Source organism: Nonomuraea sp. AD125B (assembly GCF_041402765.1).
In the GTDB taxonomy this organism is placed as follows: domain Bacteria; phylum Actinomycetota; class Actinomycetes; order Streptosporangiales; family Streptosporangiaceae; genus Nonomuraea; species Nonomuraea bangladeshensis.
On sequence record NZ_JBGLOU010000026.1, the window covers coordinates 55389 to 74860 of the forward strand.

At 71.1% G+C, this 19472-nt stretch carries 17 protein-coding genes; 7 read left to right on the top strand and 10 right to left on the bottom strand.

The features are described from left to right. The first annotated feature begins 7 nt into the window (after nt 1-7). Entirely contained in the window at nt 8-388 is a 381-nt protein-coding gene (locus tag ACBR40_RS43830; protein ID WP_344207090.1) for a globin, read from the top strand. Nucleotides 389-405: 17 nt separating this feature from the next. Further along, complete coding sequence (locus ACBR40_RS43835; RefSeq protein WP_344207089.1) at nt 406-1914, top strand: glycoside hydrolase family 13 protein; 1509 nt, start codon at nt 406-408, stop codon at nt 1912-1914. Between the two features lie 3 nt (nt 1915-1917). On the opposite strand, the gene ACBR40_RS43840 is transcribed toward ACBR40_RS43835, so the two are convergent. Genes ACBR40_RS43840 through ACBR40_RS43850 form a run of 3 tightly spaced genes read right to left on the bottom strand, consistent with a single transcriptional unit; the run spans nt 1918 to nt 4953 of the window. Next, nucleotides 1918-3081: an MFS transporter gene (locus ACBR40_RS43840; RefSeq protein WP_371252549.1), complete on the bottom strand. Its 1164-nt coding sequence runs from the start codon at nt 3079-3081 to the stop codon at nt 1918-1920. Beyond that, nucleotides 3081-3497, bottom strand: a complete 417-nt coding sequence (locus ACBR40_RS43845) for a thioesterase family protein (RefSeq protein ID WP_344207086.1) — start codon at nt 3495-3497, stop codon at nt 3081-3083. Before ACBR40_RS43845 ends, ACBR40_RS43840 begins: the two co-directional genes overlap by 1 nt. 22 nt (nt 3498-3519) lie before the next feature. Further along, nucleotides 3520-4953, bottom strand: a complete 1434-nt coding sequence (locus ACBR40_RS43850) for an MFS transporter (protein WP_371252550.1) — start codon at nt 4951-4953, stop codon at nt 3520-3522. 77 nt (nt 4954-5030) lie between these two features. Between ACBR40_RS43850 and ACBR40_RS43855 the strand changes: the two genes are divergently transcribed. Next, nucleotides 5031-5930, top strand: a complete 900-nt coding sequence (locus tag ACBR40_RS43855; RefSeq protein WP_371252551.1) for an SDR family oxidoreductase — start codon at nt 5031-5033, stop codon at nt 5928-5930. A 1-nt stretch (nt 5931) separates the two neighbouring features. Further along, a complete protein-coding gene (locus ACBR40_RS43860) occupies nt 5932-6750 on the top strand; it encodes a MaoC/PaaZ C-terminal domain-containing protein (RefSeq protein WP_344207084.1) in 819 nt (272 codons plus the stop codon). Nucleotides 6751-6759: 9 nt separating this feature from the next. Here ACBR40_RS43860 and ACBR40_RS43865 read toward each other — a convergent pair whose 3' ends face one another. After that, nucleotides 6760-7371, bottom strand: coding sequence for a TetR/AcrR family transcriptional regulator (locus tag ACBR40_RS43865; protein WP_020542109.1), 612 nt, complete (start codon nt 7369-7371; stop codon nt 6760-6762). A 115-nt stretch (nt 7372-7486) separates the two neighbouring features. Between ACBR40_RS43865 and ACBR40_RS43870 the strand changes: the two genes are divergently transcribed. Together ACBR40_RS43870 and ACBR40_RS43875 are read left to right on the top strand one after the other, a co-directional pair. Further along, nucleotides 7487-8641 carry an acyl-CoA dehydrogenase family protein gene (locus ACBR40_RS43870; RefSeq protein WP_371252552.1) on the top strand — a complete coding sequence of 385 codons (1155 nt, stop codon included), beginning with the start codon at nt 7487-7489 and terminating at the stop codon, nt 8639-8641. A gap of 4 nt (nt 8642-8645) precedes the next feature. Beyond that, a complete protein-coding gene (locus ACBR40_RS43875; protein ID WP_371252553.1) occupies nt 8646-10733 on the top strand; it encodes an acetate--CoA ligase family protein in 2088 nt (695 codons plus the stop codon). A gap of 46 nt (nt 10734-10779) precedes the next feature. Here ACBR40_RS43875 and ACBR40_RS43880 read toward each other — a convergent pair whose 3' ends face one another. From ACBR40_RS43880 to ACBR40_RS43890, 3 genes are all read right to left on the bottom strand, one after another. Next, entirely contained in the window at nt 10780-11907 is a 1128-nt protein-coding gene (locus ACBR40_RS43880) for a thiolase (RefSeq protein ID WP_344207081.1), read from the bottom strand. After that, complete coding sequence (locus ACBR40_RS43885) at nt 11904-12323, bottom strand: Zn-ribbon domain-containing OB-fold protein (protein WP_344207080.1); 420 nt, start codon at nt 12321-12323, stop codon at nt 11904-11906. Before ACBR40_RS43885 ends, ACBR40_RS43880 begins: the two co-directional genes overlap by 4 nt. 75 nt (nt 12324-12398) lie before the next feature. Beyond that, nucleotides 12399-12911 carry a VOC family protein gene (locus tag ACBR40_RS43890; RefSeq protein WP_371252554.1) on the bottom strand — a complete coding sequence of 171 codons (513 nt, stop codon included), beginning with the start codon at nt 12909-12911 and terminating at the stop codon, nt 12399-12401. A 164-nt stretch (nt 12912-13075) separates the two neighbouring features. Here ACBR40_RS43890 and ACBR40_RS43895 point away from each other — a divergent pair, with 164 nt between their 5' ends. Next, nucleotides 13076-14389, top strand: coding sequence for an MFS transporter (locus tag ACBR40_RS43895; RefSeq protein WP_344207078.1), 1314 nt, complete (start codon nt 13076-13078; stop codon nt 14387-14389). 73 nt (nt 14390-14462) lie between these two features. Here the strand turns inward: ACBR40_RS43895 and ettA are convergent, their stop codons facing one another. The 3 genes from ettA to ACBR40_RS43910 form a co-directional block, all read right to left on the bottom strand. Then, complete coding sequence (gene ettA, locus ACBR40_RS43900) at nt 14463-16127, bottom strand: energy-dependent translational throttle protein EttA (RefSeq protein ID WP_344207077.1); 1665 nt, start codon at nt 16125-16127, stop codon at nt 14463-14465. A gap of 112 nt (nt 16128-16239) precedes the next feature. Further along, nucleotides 16240-18015: a diguanylate cyclase gene (locus ACBR40_RS43905; RefSeq protein ID WP_371252555.1), complete on the bottom strand. Its 1776-nt coding sequence runs from the start codon at nt 18013-18015 to the stop codon at nt 16240-16242. A gap of 811 nt (nt 18016-18826) precedes the next feature. Beyond that, on the bottom strand, nt 18827-19384 hold the full coding sequence (locus tag ACBR40_RS43910) for a single-stranded DNA-binding protein (RefSeq protein WP_344207075.1): 558 nt from the start codon (nt 19382-19384) through the stop codon (nt 18827-18829). Between the last annotated feature and the right edge of the window lie 88 nt (nt 19385-19472).

Below are 19472 nucleotides of genomic sequence, written 5' to 3' on the forward strand. Positions count from 1 at the left end.
TAATGCTGTGACTGAGACCTCCTTCTACGATGCCGTAGGCGGCGAGGAGACCTTCCGGCGCCTCGTCCACCGTTTCTACGAGGGGGTCGCCGACGACCCGATCCTGCGGCCGCTCTACCCCGAGCCCGACCTGACGGGCGCCGAGGAGCGGCTGCGGGGCTTCCTCGTCCAGTACTGGGGCGGCCCCAAGACCTACAGCGAGCAGCGCGGGCATCCCCGGCTGCGGATGCGGCACATGCCGTTCGTGATCGGCGAGCCCGAGCGGGACGCCTGGCTGCGGCACATGCGGGACGCGGTCGACTCGCTCGACCTGCCGGAGGAGCAGGAGACCCGGCTCTGGGACTATCTGGTCTACGCCGCCCACAGCTTGGTGAACTCCCCCGCCTGACGGGGCAGAGAGCCGTCATGGACATCCCCTGGTGGCGTGACGCCGTCGTTTACGAGATCTATGTACGCAGCTTCGCCGACGCCTCGGGAGACGGCGTCGGCGACCTGGCCGGGGTGCGGCAGCGGCTGCCCTACCTGAAGCGGCTGGGGATCGACGCCATCTGGCTGACCCCGTTCTACCCCTCCCCCATGGCCGACGGCGGCTACGACGTGGCCGACTACCGAGGCGTGGACCCGCTGTTCGGCTCGCTGGCCGACTTCGACGCGCTGGTGGCCGAGGCGCACGAGCTGGGGCTGCGGGTGCTGGTCGACATCGTGCCCAACCACAGCTCCGACCAGCATCCGTGGTTCCAGGCGGCGCTGCGGGGCGAGGGCCGCGACCGCTACATCTTCCGCGACACGACCAACAACTGGCAGTCCACCTTCAGCGGCCCGGCCTGGACGCAGGTGCCCGACGGCCAGTACTACCTGCACCTGTTCGCCCCGGGCCAGCCCGACTTCAACTGGCGCAACCCCGAGGTGCACGAGGAGTTCCTCGACGTGCTGCGGTTCTGGCTGGACCGCGGCGTCGACGGGTTCCGCATCGACGTGGCGATGGGCCTCTACAAGGCGGAGGGCCTGCCCGACGTGGGCGACCAGTCGTTCATGGCGGCCTCGCCGGTGTGGGGCCAGCCCGAGGTGCACGGCGTCTACCGCGACTGGCGGCGGCTGCTCGACAGCTATCCGGGCGAGCGCATGGCGGTGGGCGAGGTCTGGACCGACAGCCTCGACGACCTCGCGCTCTACGTGCGCCCCGACGAGCTGCAGCAGAGCTTCAACTTCGCCTGGCTGCAGGCGCCCTGGTCGCCGACGGCGTTCAAGCAGGTGATCGACGACACGCTCGGCGCGGTCCCCTACGCGACGTGGGTGCTGTCCAACCACGACGTGGTACGCCACCGCACCCGCTACGGCACGGCCGACCCCGGCACGGGGCTGGCGCGGGCGCGGGCCGCGCTGCTGACCATGCTGGCCCTGCCCGGCTCGGCCTACCTCTACCAGGGCGAGGAGCTGGGCCTGCCCGAGGTCACCGATCTGCCGGCCGAGGCCCGTCAGGATCCGGTGTTCTTCCAGTCGGAGGGCAAGCTGCCGGGGCGCGACGGGTGCCGGGTGCCGATCCCGTGGACGGTGGACGCCCCCTCCCACGGGTTCTCCCCCGACTCGGTGGAGCCGTGGCTGCCGCAGCCGCCGGAGTTCGCGGAGCTGAGCGTGGAGAAGCAGGAGGGCGACGCCGACTCGACGCTGGAGTTCTACCGGCGGGCGCTGGCCCGGCGCCGCGAACTGGTGGAGGAAATTCCTTATACCTTGGAGTGGCTGGATTCTCCCGAAGGTGCGCTTTTCTTCACCCGCGGCCCGCTGATCTGCGCCGTCAACTGCGGCACCCACCCCGTACGCCTCCCCGCCCACGACGAGGTGATCCTGGCGAGCGGCCCGGTCAAGGGCGGCTTGCTGCCCGCCGACACGGCCGTGTGGCTGCGCCGGGCCGCGTAGCCCTCACCCCCGCCGGGCCCGCTCACCCCGCCATGGCACGACCGGCACCGACAGCAGCGTGCACGCCAGCCCCGCGGCGAAGCCCGCCCAGAACCCGGCGCTCTCCATGAGCACGCCGGTGAGCGGGATGGCGGCCAGGGAGACGGTGTTCTGGACGGTGTTGTGGGTGCCGAGCACCCGCCCCGCCCAGGCGGGCCCGGCGAGCTCGCCCGCCGCGAGGTAGGCGAGCCCGTTGCCGGCCACGGTCATCACGGCGGCCAGCGCCAGCATGACGGGGCCCGGCCAGGTGCGGGTGAGCGTCCCGGCGACCAGCAGGAGCAGCACGACGACGTTGGCGAAGGTGATCAGCAGCAGGGGCCGCATGCGCAGCCCGACCCGGTCCGACCAACGGCCGGCCGCGACGCGCACCGCGGCCCCGCCGATCGCCGCCACGCCGAACAGCCGGCCGGCCGACACGGCGTCCCAGCCGTAGAGCTCGACCAGGCAGGTCACCCCGTACGTGGTGACCACGATCTGGGGCACCACGTGCAGGGCGCTGGTGGCGTGCACCCGCCAGAGCGCCGGCTGCCGGTACGGCGAGCCGGCCGGCGCCGCGCCCTGCCCGGCGGCCTCGTGCGGCGGCTCGGTCAGGAAGATCGCGGCCAGCACCGCGGCCAGCAGGCTCACGCCCGCGCAGACGAGCAGCACGCCGGGCAGCCCGTACGCCGCCGCGACCGGCGGCAGCGTGAACGCGCTCACCGCCATGCCCAGCGTGAAGGACACCTGGCGCACGCCCATGGCGACGCCGCGCTCGGGCGGCCGGAACCAGCGCAGCACGATCCGCCCGCCGCCGACCATCGCGGCCGAGCCCGCCGCGCCGGCCAGGGCGAGCAGCACGGCCACCCCCCAGACGCTCTCGACGCGGGAGGCGGCGGCGAACAGCACGGCCGCCAGGCCCACGCCGGCGCCGAGCACGAGCCGCTCGCCGTGCCGGTCGGCCAGCGCGCCCCAGGCGACGAGGGCGGCGAGGATGCCGACGGCGGAGGCGTTGGCGATGATGCCGGCCACCGGCAGCGACACCCCGAAGTGGCGCTGGATCTCCGGCATGACCAGCGGTAAGCCGAACAGCCCGAGAGTGACACCGGCGTGGGCGTTGACGCCCAGCGCCAGCATCCACCAGCGCTTCATTACGCGAAGCGCTTGAGGTAGGCCAGCTCGGCCTCGCTGAGCCTGCGCGGGGCGGCCCGCTCGACGTCGTAGGCGGCGATCACGGAGGTGGCCGTGACGTAGAGCTCGTCGTCGTCGCGGATCTCGTACCGCAGCCGGAAGCGCACCGCGCGGACCTCCTCCACCCAGGTCTCCACGCGCACCGGCTGGGGGCGGAAGCCGAGCGGGCGGCGGTAGTCGATCTCGTGCCGGGTGACGACCAGGCCGCCGAACGGCTCCTCCCCCGCGTTGTGCGGGTCGATGGCGAACATGCCGAAGCGGGCGTCCTCCAGGTAGTCGAGGAAGCGCACGTTGTTGACGTGACCTTGGGAGTCGACGTCGCCGAAGCGCACCGCGCGGAGGTAGACGTGTCGCCGGGGACCGTTGCGTTCAACCACCCGGCCACCGTACCGGTCCCGGTCAGGTGGCCCTGCGCCGGGCCAGGCAGGCCAGCACGGTCAGCACCGAGATCGCGGCCATGGCGGCGAGCGCGTAGCGGTAGCCGGTGACGAGCTGCTCGACCGCGCCGCCCGACAGCCGGCCGAGCGTGCCGGCGAAGACCTGCTGGTGCAGGGCGGCCGGGAGCGGGGCGGTGAGGATCGACAGGACCAGGGCGGTGCCGACGACGTTGCCGGTGTTCTGGAGCATGAGGCGCATGGCGTTGACGATGCCGAGCCGGTCGGAGGGCAGGCCGTCGAGGATGGCGGTGGTGTTGGAGGGCAGGAACACCCCCGAGCCGAGCCCGATGAGCACCAGCCCGAGCGCCACGGCCGGATAGGGGACGTCGGTGGACATCACGGCCAGCATGACGAGCAGGCCGCAGGTGGTGGCGGCGGCGCCGCCGACGGCCAGCGTACGGGCGGTGAGCAGGCGCTGGAGGAACCCGGAGACCACGGAGGCGGTCATCGCGGCCACCGCGAGCGGCAGCACCTTGAGCCCGGCCTGCACCGGGTCCTCGCCGCGTACGGCCTGGAAGTAGAGGGCGACGAGGAACACCATGCCCATGCGGGCGACGGCGTTGAGGAACGAGGCGAGCGTCCCGAAGGCGAACGCCCGGTCGCGGAAGAGCCCCAGGTCCACCACGGGGTGCGCGGCCCGCCGCTCTCTGATCAGGAAGAGCGGCAGCCCGGCGACGGCCGCCACCAGCCCGGACACCACGACCGGGTGGCTCCAGCCGAGCCGGGTGAACTCCGACAGCGCCAGCAGCAGCCCGCCCAGTGTGACCAGCACGAGCAGGCTGCCGGGCAGGTCGAGGCCGCGGTCCCGGTCGCCGGGCGCGGGGCCGCGCAGCACGAGCGCACCCCAGATCAGGCACACGACGCCCATCGGCACGTTGAACCAGAACACCCACCGCCAGCCCAGGCTCTCGGCCAGGAACCCGCCGAGCGTCGGCCCGATGAGCCCGGCGATCGAGAACGAGGCCACGTACACGCCCATGCCCTCGCCCAGCCGCTCGCGGGGGAAGGCGTCGCTGACGAGGGCGGCGCTGTTGGTGAGGAGCATGGCGGCCCCGGCGGCCTGCACCACGCGCAGCGCGACGATCACCCAGGCGTTGGGCGAGAAGCCGGCGAGGAGGGCGGCGAAGGTGTAGATCCCCAGCCCGAGCAGGTACATCCGGCGGCGGCCGAACAGGTCGGCCAGCCTGCCTAATACCACCATGAGCACGGTCGTGGTCAACTGGAAGCCCAGGAGGATCCAGCCGGCCGCGGTGGCGTCGGCCCCGGTGTGCCGGGCGATCTCGGGCAGCGCGACGTTCATCGAGCTGCCGCCGAGACCGGTCAGCACGCTGGCGAGGCTCACGACCGACAACGTTCGCCAGGCCTGGCCCATGGGAGTGGTGGTCGTGAGCGTCAAGAGAAACCCTGTCCTTTCTAGATTTTAATACTAGAATCCAATTCACATCGTCAGCCGGTCAAGGATCGAGGTGTCGGATGAGCGGGATAGTCGAGGGCCGCGTGGTCATCGTCACGGGCGGAGCGCGGGGCATCGGGCGCGGGCACGCGCTGGAGTTCGCCCGGCAGGGCGCCAAGGTGGTGGTCAACGACCTGGGCGCGGAGGTGGACGGCACCGGCTCGTCCGGGGCCGCGGCGGACGTGGTGGCCGAGATCGAGGCCATGGGCGGGGAGGCGATCGTCAACGGCGAGGACGTCTCCGACTTCGACGGCGCGGAACGCCTGGTGCGCGCCGCGATCGAGCGGTTCGGCGACCTGCACGTGCTGGTCAACAACGCGGGCATCCTGCGGGACCGGATGCTCGTCAACATGACCGCCGACGAGTGGGACGCCGTCATCAGAGTGCATCTGCGGGGGACGTTCGCGCCGCTGCGCCACGCCGCCGCCTACTGGCGGGGCAAGGCGAAGGCGGGCGAACCGGTGGATGCCCGGATCATCAACACGACCTCGTCCTCCGGCATCTACGGTAACCCGGGGCAGGGCAACTACGGCGCGGCCAAGGCGGGCATCGCGGGCCTGACCGTCATCGCGGCGCGGGAGCTGGAGCGTTACGGCGTCACCGTCAACGCCGTCGCCCCCGCCGCGCTCACCCGCATGACCGAGAACCTCATTTCCTCCGGGGCCAAGGGCGCCGACCCCGAGGACATCGCGCCGCTGGTGGTCTGGCTGGCCAGCGCGGAGGCGCGCGGCATCACCGGCCGGGTGTTCAACGTGCGCGGCGGCGCGATCAGCGTGGCCGAGGGCTGGCACGCGGGGCCCGGCGTCGACAAGGGCTCGCGGTGGGACCCGGCCGAGCTGGGCGCGGTCATCCCCGGCCTGGTCGAGAAGGCCGCGCCCAACGCGCTCACCAACGGCCGCATCCCGGGACGGGAGGACTGACATGCCGCTCGACCACGGCGTGGTCGGCCAGGAGGGGCCGGCGCACGAGCGCACCTGGACGGCCAGGGACACCATGCTGTACGCGCTCGGCGTCGGCGCGGGCCTGTCGGAGCTGGAGTTCGCGACCGAGAAGGGCCAGCGGGTGCTGCCGACGTTCGCGGTGCTGGCCGCGCAGTCGCCGGGGCGGCGGCTCGGCGACTTCGACCGGGCCATGCTGGTCCACGCCGAGCAGGCGTTCGAGCTGTTCCGCGAGCTGCCGCCGGCCGGCGGGGTGCGCACGTCCAGCACGGTCACCGGCATCTACGACAAGGGCTCCGGCGCGCTGGTGACGACCGAGGCGCGGGCGGTGGACCTGGAGACCGGCGAGCCGGTCGTCGTCAGCCGGAGCTCGGTGTTCATCAGGGGCGAGGGCGGCTTCGGCGGCGAGCGCGGACCGCGCGACGACTGGCGGGCGCCGGACCGGGCTCCCGACCACAAGATCACCTACGCGACGCGGCCCGAGCAGGCGCTGGTCTACCGGCTGTCGGGCGACTACAACCCGCTGCACAGCGATCCGGAGTTCGCCGCGCGGGCGGGCTTCGACCGGCCGATCCTGCACGGGCTGTGCACGTACGGGGTGACCGGGCGGGCGCTGCTGCACGCGGTCGCGGGCTCGGACCCGGCCAGGTTCAAAGCGATGTCGGGCCGGTTCAGCAGTCCCGTCTTCCCTGGCGAGTCGCTGACGGTGTCGATCTGGGTGGACGGGACCGACGTGCTGTTCCGTACGGCGAAGGACGACGGCACGGTGGTCATCGACCGCGGCCGGGCCACCGTCGCCTGAGCCCCGGGCTCAGCTCTCGTCGAGGACCCGCAGGGGGTCGAGGCGGCGGATCAGCGTCATCGCCGCCTCGATGACCTCCTGCGCCTCCTCCTCGGTGTCGGAAGTGGCGACCTCGCGCGCGGCCTCGCCGATGATGCTGGTCAGCACGGCCACGGTGAACCGGTCGAGCGGGTCGCCGCCGGCGCCGAGCAGCACGGCGTTCTGGCGGACCCACTCGCGGCCCCGGGTGCGCCTGATCAGCTCGAAGCCGGGCGGCCCGTCGCCGTCGATGAACAGCCGGACCAGGTCGCGGCGCTCCCACGCCCCGGCGAGGTAGGCGCGCGCCCCGGCGATCAGCAGCTCGACCGGGTCGCTCACGCCCTCCTTCTTGGCCTTGGACACGCTGGCGGCCGACGCCTGCTCGTGCGCCGCCTGGTGGTCCTCGTAGAGGGCGAGGAACAGCTCGGTCTTGCCGCCGAAGTGGTGATAGAGGCTGCCGACGCTGGATCCGGCGCGGGCCACCACCTCGGAGACGTTGGCCTCGGCGAAGCCGTGCTCGCTGAAGACCTCACGGGCCGCCTGCAGCATGCTCTTGCGGGTCTGCGCGGTGCGGCTCCACTCCCACGACGACTTGCGTGCCATGCGTGCCATGCTAGCGCCTCCAAATTCTAGAATCTGATTCTTGACACCGGACCTCCTTGCCCCGAATGTATTCCTAGAGAAAGATTCTAGAAATTTCCGCAGGCAGGAGGCGGCCGTGGACTTCTCACTCACCCCCGAGGAACGGCAGATCCGCGACACCGTACGGTCCTTCATCGAGAGAGAGGTCATGCCGCTGGAGCCCGAGGTCCTGCGCAACGAGCGCGAAGGCCGGCCGGCGATCGACCGCGACACACTGGTCGAGCTGCGCGCCAAGGCCAGGAAGTCCGGGTTCTGGGGCATCAACACCCCCGAGGAGTACGGCGGCGCCGCCCTCGGTCCCGTCATGTCCGCGATCATCGCGATGGAGCTGGGCCGTACGTTCGTGCCGTTCACCTTCGGCGGCACCGCCGACAACATCCTCTACGCCGGCACCGAGGAGCAGAAGCGCCGCTACCTCATCCCCACCATCGAGGGCGAGCGCCGCTCCTGCTTCGCGATCACCGAGCCGGGCGCGGGCTCCGACGCCCGCAACATCCGCACCAAGGCCGTACGCGACGGCAGCGAGTGGATCATCAACGGCGAGAAGACCTTCATCACCAACGGCAGCGAGGCCGACTTCGTCATGGTGTTCGCCGTGGCTGAGGAGCACGGCGTCACCTGCTTCCTGGTGGACAGGGAGATGGGCTGGACCTCCGAGCCGATCCCGACCATGGGCGAGTGGGGCCCGGCGTCGCTGGTGTTCCAGGACGTCCGGGTGCCGGAGGAGAACATCCTCGGCGAGCTGGGCAAGGGCTTCGAGCTGGCCATGCAGTGGATCGGCCAGGGCCGCTACATGATCCCCGCCCGCGCCATCGGCTCGGCCGAGCGCATGCTCCAGATGGCCGTCGACTACGCCAAGATCCGCAAGTCGATGGGGCAGGCGATCTCGGAGTACCAGGCCATCCAGTGGATGATCGCCGACTCCCAGGTGGAGATCGAGGCCGCCAAGTGGCTCACGCTGTACGCGGCCTGGCGGGTCCAGGAGGGCATGGACGCCCGGCACGCCTCCTCCATCGCCAAGCTCAACGGCGCGGTCATGGCCAACCAGGTCGTCGACCGGGTGCTCCAGATCCACGGGGGTATGGGGTACACGAAGGAGCTGCCGATCGAGCGGTGGTACCGCGAGCTGCGGCTGCTGCGCATCTTCGAGGGCACCGACGAGATCCAGCGCCGCACCATCGCCCGCAACCTCATCAAGGGACACGCGCGGCTGGGTCTCATCGGGGAGTGATCGCATGTCGGTCCACGCACTGTTCAACCCGCGCTCGATCGCCCTGGTCGGCGCCACCGACAAGTCGGGCTGGTCGGTCAGCACCCTGCTCAACCTGCGTACGCACGGGTTCCCCGGGCCGGTGCACCTGGTGAACCCGCGCGGCGGCGTGGTGCACGGGCAGCCCGCCCACCGCAGCCTCACCGAGATCCCCGAGCCCGTCGACCTCGCGTACGTCATGGTGCCGACCCCGGCGGTGCTCGGCGTGCTCAAGGAGGGCGCCAAGCTCGGCATCCGCGACTACGTGGTGCTGACGGCGGGCTTCGGCGAGTCGGGCGAGGAGGGCGCGCGGATGGAGGCCGAGATCGCCGGCTTCGCCCGCGAGCACGGCCTGACCGTCCTCGGGCCCAACGGCAACGGCTACATCAACGCCGCCGCCGGGATCACCCCGTACGGGCTGCCCATCCCCGAGCCGCTGCTGCGCGGCTCGGTCGGCGTGGTGCTGCAGAGCGGCGCGCTGGCCAGCTCGGTGCTGGGCTTCGCGCTGGCCCGCAACGTCGGCGTCAGCCTGCTCACCTCGATGGGCAACGAGTCGGTCGTCACGGTCACCGACGTGGTCGACTACCTCGTGGACGATCCGGCGACCAAGGTGATCGCACTGTTCCTGGAGACGATCAGGAACCCTGCCGAGTTCTCCCGGGTGGCGCGGCGGGCGCTGGAGGCCGGCAAGCCCATCGTGGCGCTGAAGATCGGGCGCAGCACGCTGGCCTCGCGTACCGCGCAGGCCCACACGGGCGCGCTCGTCGGCGACGACGACGTCATCGACGCCGCCCTGCGGCAACTCGGCGTGATCCGGGTGCGCTCGCTGGAGGATCTGATCATCACGGCCGGGCTGCTGGCCGCGACCGGGCCGCTGCCCGGCCGGCGGGTCGGCGTCGTGACGCCCTCCGGCGGCGCGTCGGAGATCATCGCCGACCGGGCCGAGGACGAAGGGCTGGAGCTGCCGGCGTTCGCGCCGGACACCGTGGCCAAGCTGGCCGAGATCGTGCCGTCGTTCGGCACCGTGCAGAACCCGCTCGACGTCACCGGCTACGTCCTCATCGACCGGACGCTGCTCGGGCGGGCGCTGGAGGTGGTCACCGCCGATCCCGGCATCGACGTGGTGCTGCTGCTGTCCGAGCCGCCCAAGGTCGCGCCGCCCGACCCGGCGCCGGTCTTCGCGTTGTACGCGGCCAGCGCGCGGCGCATCGCCGAGTCGCCGGTGCCGGTCGTCGTGGTGAGCAACGTGCTGACGGACGTCACGGAGTTCGGGCGGCAGGTGCAGCGGGAGACCGGCTATCCGTACGTGGCGGGCGGGATCGAGCACGGCCTCCAGGCCATCGCGGCCGCGGTCCGCTGGTCCGAGACCCGGGAGCACGCCCTGTCCCGGCCCGCCGCGGCTCCGCCCGCCACCGTGGCCGTTCCTGAAGGGGCGGCCGGGGTGTGGGCCGAGCACCGGGCCGCCGCCCTGCTGGCCTCGGCCGGGCTGCCCGTCGTGCCGTCGGCGCTCGTCCGGACCGCGGACGAGGCGGTCGCGGCGGCCGAGAGCTTCGGCTATCCCGTCGTGCTCAAGGTGGCCGCCGAAGGGCTCGGCCACAAGAGCGACATCGGCGGGGTCCGGCTGGACGTACGGGACGCCGCCGCGGTCGGGCGGATCCACGGCGAGCTCATGGCCGCGGTGCCGGACGCGGACGGGGTGCTCGTGCAGCCGCAGCGCGGCGGCGGGATCGAGCTGCTGGTCGGGATCGTCCGCGATCCCACCTGGGGGCTGACGCTCGCCGTCGGGCTCGGCGGGGTGTGGGTCGAGGTGCTGCGGGACGCGGCGCTGCGCGTGCTGCCGGTGGACGCCGCCGAGGTCCGCCGGGCGCTGTCGGAGCTGCGCGGCGCGGCGCTGCTGCAGGGGGCTCGGGGCGCCGAGCCCGCCGATCTCGGCGCGGTGGCCGAGGTGGTGGCGCGGATCGCGGCGTTCGCCGAGAGCCTCGGCGAACGGCTGGAGTCCCTGGAGATCAACCCGCTCCTCGTCACCGGCTCCCGCGTCGAGGCCCTGGACGCGCTGGTCACCTGGCGCGACTGACCGCCGGCCGGCCGGGGGCTTGAGGTCCCCCGGCCGGCTCGGCGCGTCAGGGCAGGCGGTTGGCGAGGACGAGGGTCGCGGCCGAGGCGAACATGCCGCCGTTGCCCAGCACCACGCTCACCTCCACCCCGGGCACCTGCGCCGCCGCCTCGCCGCGGAGCTGGCGCACCGCCTCCTGGATGGCGAACATGCCGTACATGCCGGTGTGCGTGTAGGACAGGCCGCCGCCGTTGGTGTTCATGGGCAGCCGGCCGCCGGGCGAGGTGTGGCCCTCGGCGATGAACGCCCCCGCCTCGCCCCGGCCCACGAACCCGAGATCCTCCAGGCCGTAGATCGGCACGTGGGCGAAGGCGTCGTACACCATGAGGTGGTCGACGTCCTCGTGCGTGATCTTGGCCTCGGCGAACGCCGCCTCCCCCGACCGCCGGAACGCCTTCGAGGTGGTGAAGTCCTCCATCTGCGAGATGATCGGCGACTCCGCCGACTCCCCCGAGCCCAGCAGGTGGACCGGGGAGCGCCGGGCGCGCTCGGCGGAGGTGACGACCAGGGCGCCGCCGCCGTCCGTGACCAGGCAACATTCCAGCAGGTGGAACGGGTAGGCGACCATCCGCGAGGCGAACACGTCCTCGACCGTGATGAGATCGCGGAACATCGCCCGCGGGTTGAGGTGCGACCAGCGCCGCTGCGCCACCGCCACCTCGGCGAGCTGCTCGTGGGTGAGGCCGGTCTCCTTCATGTAGCGCAGCGCGGTGATCGTGAACGACGTGGGCGGCCCGACCACGCCGTACGGCACCTCGAACTGGCCCAGCAGCGAGTCCGGCCCCATGCCGTACCGGCCGGCCCCGACCCGCGAGCGGCCCGACTCGCCGTGCGTGATGAGCACGGTGTGGCACAGCCCGGCGCGGATGGCCGCCGCCGCGTGCCGTACGTGGAACAGGAACGACGAGCCGCCCACGCCCGTGCCGTCCAGCCAGGCGGGGGTGATGCCGAGGGCGTGGGCCACCTGGATCGGGCCGGGTGTGCCGACCGTGGCGACGCCGTCGATGTCGTCCTTGGTCAGCCCCGCGTCGGCGAGCGCGTTGCGGGCGGCCTCCAGGTGGAGCTGGAGGGTCGAGTGGTTCGGGAGGCGGCCGACCTCGTCGGTCTCGGCGGCGCCGGCGATCACGACGTTCATCGGGCGCCTCCAGCGTCCGTGGCGGCGGGCTCGAAGAGGGGCACCGACACCTCGCCGCGCCGCTCGAACACCACCCGCAGCTCCATGTCCAGCGGCAGGTTCTCGGGGACGTTCTCGACGCCCACGATGTTGGTCATCATGCGTACGCCCTCCTCCAGCTCGACGACCGCGATGGCGTACGGTCCTTCGTCCTCGAAGCCGGGGGCGGGGCGGTGGTTGATCACGTACGAGTAGAGGGTCGCGCGGCCGCTGGCCCGGACCCATTCGACCTGGTCACTGCCGCAATGGGGGCAGCTCGGCCGCGGGTAGAAGTAGTGGCGCGCGCACGTCTGGCAACGCTGGATCCTGAGCTCTCCCGCGGCCGTGCCGTCCCAGAACGGCTGGGTGTCGGGTGTGGGCTTAGGTGCCGGCTTCATCGGCCTCCCCAATCTGGTTCTAGAATCTCACTCTAAATCTGGCGAGACCAGAGAGGGAAGACCCGCGAAGCCGGATCAGGGACTGGGGATGCCGTTGCCGTTGCGGCCGCGCCCGGCGAGCACCTCCTCCAGGCTCGGCCGCGGCTCGTTCGGGTCGCGGAAGCCCGGCTGGGCGAGCTGGATCAGCACCCCCTGCGCCTCCTTGGGGTGCAGGAACACCTCCTGCCAGCGCGCGTCGGCCCGGTTGAGCCCGTGCAGGCGGAAGCCGCGGGCGGTGAGCCGGGCGACGGCCGCGTCCAGGTCGTTGACGTGGAAGTTCAGGTGGTGGACGCCGCCCCGGCCCCGGGTGAGCTCGAAGAAGCTGTCGAAGAAGGACGAGCCCGCCAGCGGCTCCATCAGCTCGACCTTGCCGCCGTTCGCGTACGTGAGCTGCAGGGTGCGGTAGCCGCTGACCCGGTTGTCGCCCCCGCCGCCCAGATGCCGGCCGCCGAGCAGGTCGCCGTAGATCGGCAGCAGGTCCCTGATGCGCGGCGCGGCCACGGCCGTGTGGTCGAAGATCACCTCAAGGCCGTCGAGTTCCAGGTCCAAGGCGAGACTCCCTTACTCCGTCGAATCCTAGAATTTCATTCTAGCGCGCGGACCGCGACTCACCCTTGACGGAGGCCCGGTGTGAGGAGCAGCATCGCAGAAACCGATTCTAGAGCTAGCTTCTAGAACTAGGCGGGGGTCCAGCCCGATCAGAAAGGCCGTCCATGAGGCTGTCCTACGTCCGCGAGCTCGACGAGTACCCGACCGGCGCCCGGCGCATGAAGATCCTCACCATGGCCGTCCTGGCCATCCTCATCGGCTCCTACGAAGGGCAGATCGCGCCCGTCGTCCCGCTGCTGCTGAAAGACCTGGACATGACGCTGGCCACGTACGGCGCCGTGTCCGGCGCGGCGGCCGTGGCCGGCGCGATCGCCTCCATCCTCGGCGGCCGGCTCACCGACCGGGTGGGGCGGGTGCGGCTGCTCATCCCGCTCATGGCGTTGACCGCCGTGTGCTGCTTCGCCATGACGCTCGTGCACAGCCCGCGCGACCTGCTGATCGCCAGGATCGTGCTGGCGTTCGTGGACGGGGTGGCGATGGCCAGCACGGCTCCGCTGATCCGCGACTTCTCCCCGCGGCTCGGCCGGGCGCAGGCGTTCGGGTTCTGGACGTGGGGGCCGGTCGGCGCGAACTTCCTGGCCGCCGCCGTCGCCGGCTGGACCCTGCCGATCTTCAACGACTCCTGGCGCTCGCAGTTCGTCATCATGGGCTGCTTCTCGCTGGTCATCTCCATCGTCATCGCGCTCAACATCGCCGACCTCTCCCCCGAGCTGCGGGCCAGGATCCAGCACACCGAACGCGCCGCCACCGAGGCCGTGGACGTGACGCGGCCGGTCCGGATCTCGGCGCTGTTCGCCCGGCCCAACATCTGGGCGCACGTCGTCGGCATCTCGCTGTGGCTGGTCCTCTACATCACGCTGTCGCTGTTCGGGCAGACCATGCTGGTCGGCGCCCTCGGCGTGAGCAGCGCGGAGGCGTCCACGATCATGGCGGCGTTCTGGAGCCTCAACCTCATCACGCTCATCATCACCGGCCGCCTGTCGGACCGGCTCCAGCTCCGCAAGCCGTTCACCCTCGGCGGGACGATCGCCGCCGTGCTCGTCACCGCCTTCCTCGCCGTGCTCCTCGGCTCGCCCGGCGTCTCCTCTGGGACGCTCATGGTCGTCGGCGCGCTGCTCGGCGGCTCGCTCGGTGTCGCGTACGCGCCGTGGATGGCGAACTACTCCGAGGACGCCGAGGACGCCGACCCGCGCCTGCAGGGCACCGCGTGGGGCCTGTTCGGCTTCCTGTCCAAGGGCATCGCGGTGGTCGGGCTGCTCGTCATCCCGCGCGTGGTCGAGGCCACCGGCTGGCAGACCTGGCTGTACGTGGCGCTCGGCTGCCTCGTGCTGTTCGTCCCCGCGATCCTGATGTTCAACGGCCCCTGGCGGCGTACCGACCGGACCCCCGTCAAGGTGGCGGTGAAGGCGGAAGGCTGACCTGCCTCCTCATGACGGCAGGCGCCGGTCCCGATGGGGGACCGGCGCCTGCCGCCTTACGTACGACCCGCTTTTAGTCGCGGTGCAGCTTGCGGTACGTCACCCGGTGCGGGCGTGCCGCGTCCGCGCCCAGCCGCTCGATCTTGTTCTTCTCGTAGTCGGCGTAGTTGCCCTCGAACCAGAACCAGTTCGACCCTTCCTCCCACGCCAGGATGTGCGTGGCGATGCGGTCGAGGAACCAGCGGTCGTGCGAGGTGATGACCGCGCAGCCCGGGAAGTCGAGCAGCGCGTTCTCCAGCGACGACAGGGTCTCGGTGTCGAGGTCGTTGGTCGGCTCGTCCAGCAGCAGCACGTTGCCGCCCTGCTTGAGGGTGAGCGCCAGGTTGAGCCGGTTGCGCTCGCCGCCCGACAGCACCCCCGCCTTCTTCTGCTGGTCGGGGCCCTTGAACCCGAACGCCGCGATGTAGGCCCGCGACGGCATCTCGACGTTGCCGACCTTGATGTGGTCGAGCCCGTCGGAGACGACCTCCCAGACGTTCTTGTTCGGGTCGATGCCGCCACGGCTCTGGTCCGCGTAGGAGATCTTGACCGTGTCGCCGATCGTGATCGACCCCTTGTCGGGCGTCTCACCGCCGGTGATCATCCGGAACAGCGTGGTCTTGCCGACGCCGTTGGGACCGATGATGCCGACAATGCCGTTGCGCGGCAGGTCGAACGTCAGGCCCTCCATCAGCAGCCGGTCGTCGAAGCCCTTGGTGAGCTCCTCGGCCCTGATGACGGTGGTGCCGAGACGCGGGCCCGGCGGGATCTGGATCTCGTCGAAGTCCAGCTTGCGGTATTTGTCAGCCTCGGCCGCCATCTCCTCGTACCGCTGGAGACGGGCCTTGCTCTTGGTCTGGCGGGCCTTCGGGTTGGAGCGGACCCACTCCAGCTCGTCCTCCAGGCGCTTCTTGCGCTTGACGTCCTTCTGCCCCTCGACCTTGAGGCGCTGCGCCTTCGCCTCCAGGTAGGTCGAGTAGTTGCCCTCGTAGGCGTAGGCCCGGCCGCGGTCGAGCTCCAGGATCCAGTTCGCCACGTTGTCCAGGAAGTAGCGGTCGTGGGTGACGGCCAGCACGGTGCCGGCGTACTTCTCCAGGTGCTGCTCCAGCCACTGCACGCTCTCGGCGTCGAGGTGGTTGGTGGGCTCGTCGAGCAGCAGCAGGTCGGGGGCCTCCAGCAGCAGCTTGCACAGCGCGACCCGGCGGCGCTCACCACCGGACAGCGTGGTGACGTCGGCGTCGGGCGGCGGGCAGCGCAGGGCGTCCATCGCCTGTTCGAGCTGGCTGTCGAGATCCCAGGCGTTGCGGTGCTCCAACTGGTCCTGCAGCTTGCCCATCTCGTCCATCAGCTCGTCGCTGTAGTCGGTGGCCATCTGCTCGGCGATCTCGTTGAAGCGCTGGAGCATCGCCATCGTCTCGGCGACGCCCTCCTGCACGTTGCCGAGGACCGTCTTCTCCTCGTTGAGCGGGGGCTCCTGCTGGAGCATGCCCACCGTGAAGCCCGGCATGAGCCGCGCGTCACCGTTGGACGGCTGCTCCAGGCCGGCCATCATCCGGAGCAGCGTGGACTTCCCGGTGCCGTTCGGCCCCAGAACACCGATCTTGGCTCCGGGCAGGAACGACAGCGTGACGTCGTCAAGGACCACCTTGTCGCCGTGCGCCTTACGCACGCGCTGCAGCGTGTAGATGTACTCCGGCATGCCCCCTAGCTTAGGGGCTCCTGACCCAGGCTTCCGCCGCTCCTCCTCACCACACCCACGCGACCGCCTTCTGGGCCGCCGGGTTCCGAGTGTCCTCCTCCAACCGCTCCTCTCAGACCTCCGGCTCAGGAACAGATTGAACCTGGTGGGCCTGGGGCTGGACCGGAATCGGATACTCACCCTGGATCTGAGACTGGGCCCAGGGCTGAGGCTGAGGCCCGACTTGCGACTCGGGATGGAGCCCGAGCCGAGGATGGGACTCGAGACCGAGCTGAGGGGCGAGGTCGGGCCCGGCGTCGAGGTCGGGGCGGGGGCCAGGGGCGAGCTCGGGATCGGATTTGGGCTGGGGCTGGGGCTGCGACCGAGACAGAGCCTGGGAAGGAGACGCATCCAACAACGGAGACGGAGACAAGGACTGAGGCTGAGATGGGCTATCGGGGTGCGGAGGAGGAGGCTCGGGAAGATGGTGGAGCTCCGGATAGGGCTCGGGAAGAGGGCGGGGCTCCGGATAGGACTCGGGGAGGAGGTGGGGCTCCGGATGCGACTCGGGGAGGAGATGAGACTCCGGATGCGACTCGGGGAGGAGGTGGGGCTCCGGAGGGGGCTCGGTGGCGGGTAGGGAGCCGGGCTGCGGTTGGATGACGGACACGCAGACGCGGTCGCGGCCCAGCTCCTTGGCTCGGTAGAGGGCCAGGTCGGCGGCGGCCAGCAGCTCGATGAGATCGTCGCCGTGGACGTTCATCAGAGCCACGCCGGTCGAGACGGTGACCCTGATCAGGGTGTCATCGGCGGGGACGGCCAGGTGGCGGATGCGGGTGCGCAGGCGCTCGGCGACGCGACGGGCCTCATGGGAGTCGGCGCCCGGCAGCAGCACCACGAACTCCTCGCCGCCGAAGCGGCCCACCACGTCGTACTCGCGGAGCTGACCGCGCAACGTGGACGCCACACCGACGAGCACCTGGTCGCCGGCCAGGTGCCCGTGGGCGTCGTTGACGCGTTTGAAGTGGTCGATGTCGATGATCAGAAGGGCCAGGCTCGCGCCGGTGCGTCGCGCCCGGACGATCTCCATGTCGGCCTCGCGATGCCAGGCGGCGGCGTTGAGCAGTCCGGTCTTGGCGTCCGTACGGGCCGCCGCCTGGAGCTGGGCGTGCAGCAGACTGCGTTGCAGCAGGACGACAGGCGGCAGGGCGAGCAGGAGCAGGGCCAGGTTGAGCCCGCAGACGATCGCGACGGAGATGCCCAGACACAGCTCGACGATGTCGAGCAGGAGGCTCTCTTTGTCCCAGAGCACCTCGCGCCAGCTCATGTCCGGGTCGGCGGTCAGGGCTGCGATGGCGATGAGGGCGATGTTGAGCAGCGCGAAGAGGACGGCGGCCACGACCGCGAAGATGATCGGCGGCCCACTGCCCTGCGACAGCAGCCCCGGCTCCGCGACGAAACGATGGAACAGCACCGAAGCCGTGCATCCCGCCAGGCCGATGGCGGCCGCGCTGGTGACCCGCCGGTAGAGGACGGTCGCCCGGACCCGTACCTGCAGGAGCGCGTGCAGGACGATCGGCGCGAACAACGCGTAGAGCGGTGGCAGGAGCAGCGCCACCGGCAACCACCAGGCCGACAGCAGGTCGCGTGAGACTCCGGCCGGCACCCCGAGCCGCCGGGTCGCCTCGATGCAGACCGCGCCGCAGCCCATGAGGGCGGCGAAGGTGTACACGTCCGGCCACCGGAACTCCAGTGTTACCGCGAACACCATGATCGCGACGAGGTCGAGAGCGACCATCGCGGCCAGGTAGATCACGAGCGCGCGGCGTTGCCCGAGCAACGGCCAGCGGCCGACCAGTGTTGACACACCGTCGCGAGGCTGGATCGAGGCGTGACTGGTCGCCGCCATCTCGTCTCCTCCCTAACTAACGATGTGTAACACAATAATTGCGGAGTGTGCGTTGTGCGATGGGAACCTATACGTTGGCATGGACCGTGCCTGCTCACTCCGCGAGCGGGCCGTGCCGGAAAGGAGCAGCCATGGTGCGGGGCGTCATCTGGACCTGATAGATGCTCTCTCGGGATCTAATGCTGGTGAACATGCCATCGGCCGCCCTCGGGGTGAAGTAACGGGCCTGGCCGGTGCCCCCCTCCCCCAGCTTTCCCCGCCCATCTCCCCCGCTCCTCCGGCGGCGGTCCCTGCCTGGATGGTCGGTTGCCCGCTTGCCCGGATCAGGATCACTCACCTGATCCGGGCCAGGGTTACTCACCTGGTCCGGATCAGGACTACTCGCCTGATCGGAGCCAGAGCTGCTCGCCTGATCCGAGCCAGGACTGCTCGCCTGGTCGGGCGCTCGCCTGGTCCGGGGTGAGGGCGACGATCACAGACTCGCCGCCTTCTGCCGCCGCGGCCCGCTGCTCTCGCGCGGGCCGGCTCACACCCACGGGTCAGGCGAACGACTTCGCCCGGCCTGCGCGACCTGGTCCGCTCACCCAGCCGACCAAACGCAGCCAGTCCAACGCATCCGGCCCAACCCGGCCGCCCAACCCAGCCCGCCCAACCCAGCAGAGTCACCCGGCCCGCCCGACCCGGTCCGTAGGGCGGGGAGGCGGGACGGGGCGGGGTGGCGTTGGTGTCCTGTTGTTTGCCGGGCTGTTCGTGTGTCGGGGTGTGGCGGTTCGCCTGGGCGGCAGCCCCGCGTGGCGCAGCGGTGTCGGGGTTATGCTGCCGCTCGGTCCTCCGTCAGGTGGGTCTCAGTGTCGTCGTCCAAGGGTTCGGGCTGCTCCTGGTCGGGGGCCCCGAGAATGCGTACGGTCGGCGAGGAGGCGCGGCCGGGGCGGGTGGCCATGGCCCAGTCCTGGGTTTCCTCGTCGAGGCGGTCGCGCATCTCCTTGCTCATCGAGGTCGTGCCGCCGCCCCGCTCGGGCTTGGTGAAGGCGCCGGTGCCCCAGCGCAGGTCGTGGCCCACGGCGCTGGCCTCGATCTCGGGCATGAAGCGGCGGTCGCCCTCCGGGCCGAACTCGCGGATGCGCAGCCTGCCGGAGACCACGACGGGCTGCCCGGCCCGTACGGACGTGGCGACGTTGTCGCCGAGGGCGCGCCAGCAGCGCACCGTGAAGCAGACGCGGTCGCCGTCCGTCCACTGGCCGGTCTTCTTGTCGAAGTAGCGATGTGAGGTGAGGACCCTCAGCGAGGTGACCCTGAGGCCGTCCTCGAAGGTGTATTGCCTGGGCTCTGCTGCGACGTTGCCGGTGAGCGTGACGTAGATGTCGTTCATCCTGTGCCTTCCCCTGCTGCGGGCGGCGGGCGGGGTGCCCGCGGCCTGGTGACAAGGTGCCGTAGACGGCTACGGCCGCGGGCGGGCG

Excerpts from the sequence above, each read along its gene's own strand:
- ACBR40_RS43835 (WP_344207089.1), top strand. The coding sequence starts at position 406 with ATGGACATCCCCTGGTGGCGTGACGCCGTCGTTTACGAGATCTATGTA.
- ACBR40_RS43840 (WP_371252549.1), bottom strand. The coding sequence starts at position 3,081 with ATGAAGCGCTGGTGGATGCTGGCGCTGGGCGTCAACGCCCACGCCGGT.
- ACBR40_RS43855 (WP_371252551.1), top strand. The coding sequence starts at position 5,031 with ATGAGCGGGATAGTCGAGGGCCGCGTGGTCATCGTCACGGGCGGAGCG.
- ACBR40_RS43860 (WP_344207084.1), top strand. The coding sequence starts at position 5,932 with ATGCCGCTCGACCACGGCGTGGTCGGCCAGGAGGGGCCGGCGCACGAG.
- ACBR40_RS43865 (WP_020542109.1), bottom strand. The coding sequence starts at position 7,371 with ATGGCACGCAAGTCGTCGTGGGAGTGGAGCCGCACCGCGCAGACCCGC.
- ACBR40_RS43875 (WP_371252553.1), top strand. The coding sequence starts at position 8,646 with ATGTCGGTCCACGCACTGTTCAACCCGCGCTCGATCGCCCTGGTCGGC.
- ACBR40_RS43880 (WP_344207081.1), bottom strand. The coding sequence starts at position 11,907 with ATGAACGTCGTGATCGCCGGCGCCGCCGAGACCGACGAGGTCGGCCGC.
- ACBR40_RS43885 (WP_344207080.1), bottom strand. The coding sequence starts at position 12,323 with ATGAAGCCGGCACCTAAGCCCACACCCGACACCCAGCCGTTCTGGGAC.
- ACBR40_RS43895 (WP_344207078.1), top strand. The coding sequence starts at position 13,076 with ATGAGGCTGTCCTACGTCCGCGAGCTCGACGAGTACCCGACCGGCGCC.
- ettA (WP_344207077.1), bottom strand. The coding sequence starts at position 16,127 with ATGCCGGAGTACATCTACACGCTGCAGCGCGTGCGTAAGGCGCACGGC.
- ACBR40_RS43905 (WP_371252555.1), bottom strand. The coding sequence starts at position 18,015 with ATGGCGGCGACCAGTCACGCCTCGATCCAGCCTCGCGACGGTGTGTCA.
- ACBR40_RS43910 (WP_344207075.1), bottom strand. The coding sequence starts at position 19,384 with ATGAACGACATCTACGTCACGCTCACCGGCAACGTCGCAGCAGAGCCC.